The sequence below is a fragment of the Nocardiopsis sp. MG754419 genome (assembly GCF_018207095.1).
Lineage (GTDB): Bacteria > Actinomycetota > Actinomycetes > Streptosporangiales > Streptosporangiaceae > Nocardiopsis.
Genome location: NZ_QOCZ01000253.1, coordinates 1 through 4,194, shown reverse-complemented (window position 1 = coordinate 4,194; position 4,194 = coordinate 1). Strand labels below are relative to the sequence as shown.

General features: G+C 73.3%; 4 protein-coding genes. 1 reads left to right on the top strand and 3 read right to left on the bottom strand.

The window, feature by feature from the left end; all coding sequences use genetic code 11:
- Positions 1-1,237: protein kinase (locus DSY14_RS27130; RefSeq protein WP_307851350.1), on the bottom strand; the 1,237-nt coding region annotated here is incomplete at its 3' end.
- 539 nt (positions 1,238-1,776) lie between these two features.
- Between DSY14_RS27130 and DSY14_RS27125 the strand changes: the two genes are divergently transcribed.
- Positions 1,777-2,061: a DUF6504 family protein gene (locus DSY14_RS27125; RefSeq protein WP_211719451.1), complete on the top strand. Its 285-nt coding sequence runs from the start codon at positions 1,777-1,779 to the stop codon at positions 2,059-2,061.
- 72 nt (positions 2,062-2,133) lie between these two features.
- Here the strand turns inward: DSY14_RS27125 and DSY14_RS27120 are convergent, their stop codons facing one another.
- Together DSY14_RS27120 and DSY14_RS27115 are read right to left on the bottom strand one after the other, a co-directional pair.
- Complete coding sequence (locus DSY14_RS27120) at positions 2,134-2,718, bottom strand: GNAT family N-acetyltransferase (RefSeq protein ID WP_211719450.1); 585 nt, start codon at positions 2,716-2,718, stop codon at positions 2,134-2,136.
- A 261-nt stretch (positions 2,719-2,979) separates the two neighbouring features.
- The gene (locus tag DSY14_RS27115) at positions 2,980-4,095 is read right to left on the bottom strand and encodes a peptidoglycan recognition family protein (RefSeq protein ID WP_211719449.1); all 1,116 of its coding nucleotides are present in this window, start codon (positions 4,093-4,095) and stop codon (positions 2,980-2,982) included.
- Positions 4,096-4,194 lie beyond the last annotated feature (99 nt).

Below are 4,194 nucleotides of genomic sequence, written 5' to 3'. Positions count from 1 at the left end.
CGCCCACGGGGTGGCCCGGCCACCCCGGGGAACCGGGCGCGGCCTGCTGCGGCTGCGGAGCCGACGGCATCGGTGATGGTGGCGGGGTGGGCGGAGTCGCCGGTCCGCCGGGGACCGCGGTCGTACCCCCCGACGGGGTCCACTCCGGACCGGGGCCCTGCCGTTGATCCGTTGTCCCTCGGTCCGTGGGGACCGGGCCGGGGGTCTGCCCCGAGGAGGTCATGTGTTCTGGAGCCCGCTGGTCCGTGGGGGCCCGGCCGGTCGGCGTCGACGCGGGAACGGTCGGCGGAACGGGCGAACCCTGTGGGCCCGACTCCTCCTCCGGAGGGGTCCCCTCCACGGGTGGCGTGCTCGGCGGCGCCCAGGAGGTACTGATGGTGCGCCGCACCTCGGACTCCTCGGGGTCCTCCTGCCCGGTGAGCCGGGCGAGCAGCCGTTGCGAGGTGGGGCGGTTCGCGGGGTTCTTGTCCAGGGCGCCTTCGACCAGGTCCAGCAGGCTCGGGTCCAGGCCGTCCAGCCGGGGTTCGGTCGAGGTGATGTTGTGCAGCACCGCGGGCACCGTCGGCGCCTCGAAGGGGGTGCCGCCGGTGCCGGCGAAGGCCACCAGGCAGCCCCAGGCGAAGATGTCCGCGGCCGGCGTCGCCGGCTCACCGAGGATCAGCTCCGGCGCCATGTAGGCGGGGGTGCCCATGAGCTGGCTGGAACGGGTGATCCCGCCCCCCGCGCCGTCCAGGGCGCGGGCGATGCCGAAGTCGATCACCTTCGGTCCCACCGTGGACAGCAGGACGTTGGCGGGTTTGAGGTCGCGGTGGACCACCCCGGAACCGTGGATGGCGGTCAACGCCGCCGCCACCCCCATCGCCAGGCCCTCTAGGGTGCCGCCGTGCATCGGCCCCTGGGCGCGCACCGCCTCGTCCAGGTTGGGGCCCGACACGTACTCCGAGACGATGAACAGCGGATCGCCCTCCAGACGGGCGTCCAGTACCCCGGCGGTGGAGAACCGGGCCACTCGGCGGGCCGCGTCCACCTCGCGCACGAACCGCCGCCGGAACGACTCGTCGTCGGCCAGGTCGGGGTGGATGAGTTTGACGGCGACGGAGCGCCCGGAGGTGTCCCGGGCGAGGTAGACGGTCCCCATCCCGCCACGTCCGAGCCGGCTGACGATGCGGTAACCGTCGAGTTCACGCGGGTCCCCCGCGCGTAGGGGTCTGCCGCTTTCGTGGCCGTTGGACGTCACAGTCGGGGGTCCTCACAGATCGTGTGATATGCGCCTAACAGCGTACTGTCGCCCACACTTCGGCGCGTGTCGGTGGGGTGTGATCCCTCGGGGAGCGGAAGGGTTCTCTCCGCAGGCGGCGGGGTGTTCGCGCACCAGCGCAGGCGGGTGGACGGGCCCGGGTGCCGCCCGCGTCGGGGGAGCGGACCTCGACCCACCGACGTCGCGCGCTCGGCGCCCGCGGTCCGCGTAGGGTCGCTCGCGCCGCCCCCGCCCCGCTCCTCGGCCCGGGTTCCCCACGAGGAGGTAGGGGCCCTCCGTGACGTCCGTGAGCGTCGGTTCGGAGGCCCCGACACTCCGCACGAGGCCGTGTCCCCGGGCGCGCACGGTCTGACGTGGGGCGTCACGGGTGGTGATGTCGTCGCGCCGGAAACAGTTCCACGGTGGCCTTCCCTTCGCTAGTATTCGAATACACGTTCGAATGCCTGGTCGTACTTCCCCACGGGCGGGCACCCCGGCGACGTGCCCGCACGCCGCCGGACGCCAAGAGGAGTCGGTCGATGAGGGGAACGGTTGTGGGGCGGTACTACGGGGCGGACGTCACGGTCGTGGAGGACGAGGGCAGACCCACCCGCTTCGTGTGGGACGGCAGGGTCTACGGAGTACGCAGGATCATCGACCACTGGGTGACCCTGCGCAGGGACTGGACGCCGGCTCGGCACGCGCAGGTGCCCGAGTGTCGGCATTGGCGGGTGGAGGCCGGATCGGCCTCCTCTCAGGGGGTGTACGAGCTGCGCCACGACACCACCACGGATGAGTGGCTGCTCTCCCGGGTCTGGGGTTGAGTCGACGCGGAACCGGGGGCGGGTGTGAACGGTGTGCCCTCACCGATCCGCCCGTCGCCGGGCGGCCGGGGTTCAGCCGCCGCTCACCAGGTCCGAGGGGATGAGGCTGTACACCGCCAGATCGGTGCGGCCCGTGTTCAGGGGCATCGCGTTGCGCTCCACGCCCTCGTGGACGAACCCGGCGGACGCGGCCACGCGCCGTGAGCCGGTGTTGCCGGTGCCGGCCTTCAACTCGATCCGTTGGAAGCCCTGTTCGAGTGCCCACCGGGACACCGCCACGACCGCTTCGGTGGCGTAGCCGTGACCGCGTGCCCACGGTGAGATCCAGTAACCGACCTCGGTGACCCTCGCGGCCCACTGGGTGCGCATCAACGCCATCGAACCGACGAACCGGTCGCCTTCACGCTCCAGCACGGCCCAGTGCTGGCCATCGCCCGAGGTGCGGATGGACGGCGCGATGCGCAGACAGAAGTTCTCCGCGCTCTCCCGCGTGTAGGGCTCGCCGGGGGCGGGCAACGGGATCCACCGCTGAAGTTCGGGGTCCACACACGAGGCGTGCACGTCGTCGATGTCGCGTTCGAGCAGGGAACGCAGACGGAGCCGCTCGGTCTCCAGAATGACCGCGGGCATGATCGGCGTGCTCTGAACGGTGGCCATGGTGGGCTCGGTCCCTCTTTTCGTGCCTCGCGCCGCGCGCCGACGGCACGGCGGTGCGCTCACGATAGCCCCGCCCGGAGAGGGCGACGCAACCGGAATGTCGGGTGATCTATGCCGCGACCTGCGGCGAAGAGCGGCCGGGCGCCCATGTCCGCGGTGCGTGGTGCGTCGCACCCAGCGGTCGGCCGGCGGCCACCGCATCACCCCGGGGTCGGGCGCGCGGCCCGGCGGAAGGACCGCCGGGCCGCGCGCCGGGCGGGATCAGGACCAGCCGCGGACCACACGCGCCCGGATCGCGGAGTCGAACACCGCGGCGAAGGCGTTGCCGGGGCACTCGGTGGCCAGCCAGTCGCGGTGTCGGGCCACCGCCTCCTGTGGGGTGACCGCGCCCGTGGCCGGGTTCACGTACTCGATCCGCTGCGCCGGATTCACCCCGGTGAGGGCGCACAACACCCGCAGGACCGCCACCAAGGAGTCCTGGGCGGCCCGCGTGGGCAGCTCGTCGGTGAAGTCGCCGAGCAGGCACACTCCGATGTTGGCGTGGTTGAACCCCGCGGCGTGCCCCGCCGTCACCGAGGCGGCCTCGCCGGGCCGCGGGAGGCCGGAGAAGACCGGGACCCCGTCCTCGCCCGAGTGCCGACCCTCGTACACCACGCCCTCGGGGTCGATCAGCAGGTGGTAGCCGATGTCGCCCCAGCCCAGTTCCGCCGCGTGGTACGCGTACACGGCCCGTACGTCGGCGGCGTGGTCACCGGTGGTCTCCCACGCCGTGTGGTGCACGGTCAGCGCCTGGACCCGGTGGAACTCGGCCGGCCACAGGTCGGTGCCGTCCTCGTCGAAGCGCAGCGACTCGTCGGCGCCCCAACCCGCGCGGGTGCGCAACGGTAGCGCGGAGGTACCGGACAGGGTGCGGTACTCGTCGCCCTCGGCGGAGAGGGTGACCCGCTCCCGCCCACCGAAGGTGACGTCCTCCCCGTCGCGCAGGTTCAGCGCGGTGAGGTCGGCTCCGTCCGCTCCGCGCACCTGGTAGCCGGTCGCCCCCTCCGGGGCGCGTGCCACCGCCGTGGAGACGGGGTCGAGGTGGTCGGGTCCCTCGGTGTGGAAGTGCAGGTCCTGCCAGGCGCCCCACCCGTCGGCGCGTTCGAAGCGCACGGCCGCCGAGGTCCGCTCGGGCGGGCGGGCGACCGCGACCAGGTCGAACCGGCGTGCGGGGTGGGCCGGGGCGTCGGTGGCGGTGGTCGTCTCGGTGAGCACGCGCGGGGCGGTGCGCGCCCCCGAGGTGGCAGCGGAGGCCGCCGCGGGCGTGACGAGCGCAGGGGCCAGGGTGCTCAGGCCCGCCGCGGCGGTGGCGGTGGTGAGAAGGGTACGCCGTCGCATGTGTGTCCGTTCTGTTCGCCGACAGGGGCGTGCGCGGGTCAGGGCGTCCGGGAAAGGGGCCCGGGGTGTCCGCTCGGCGAGAGGAGGTGGGTGTGGGGG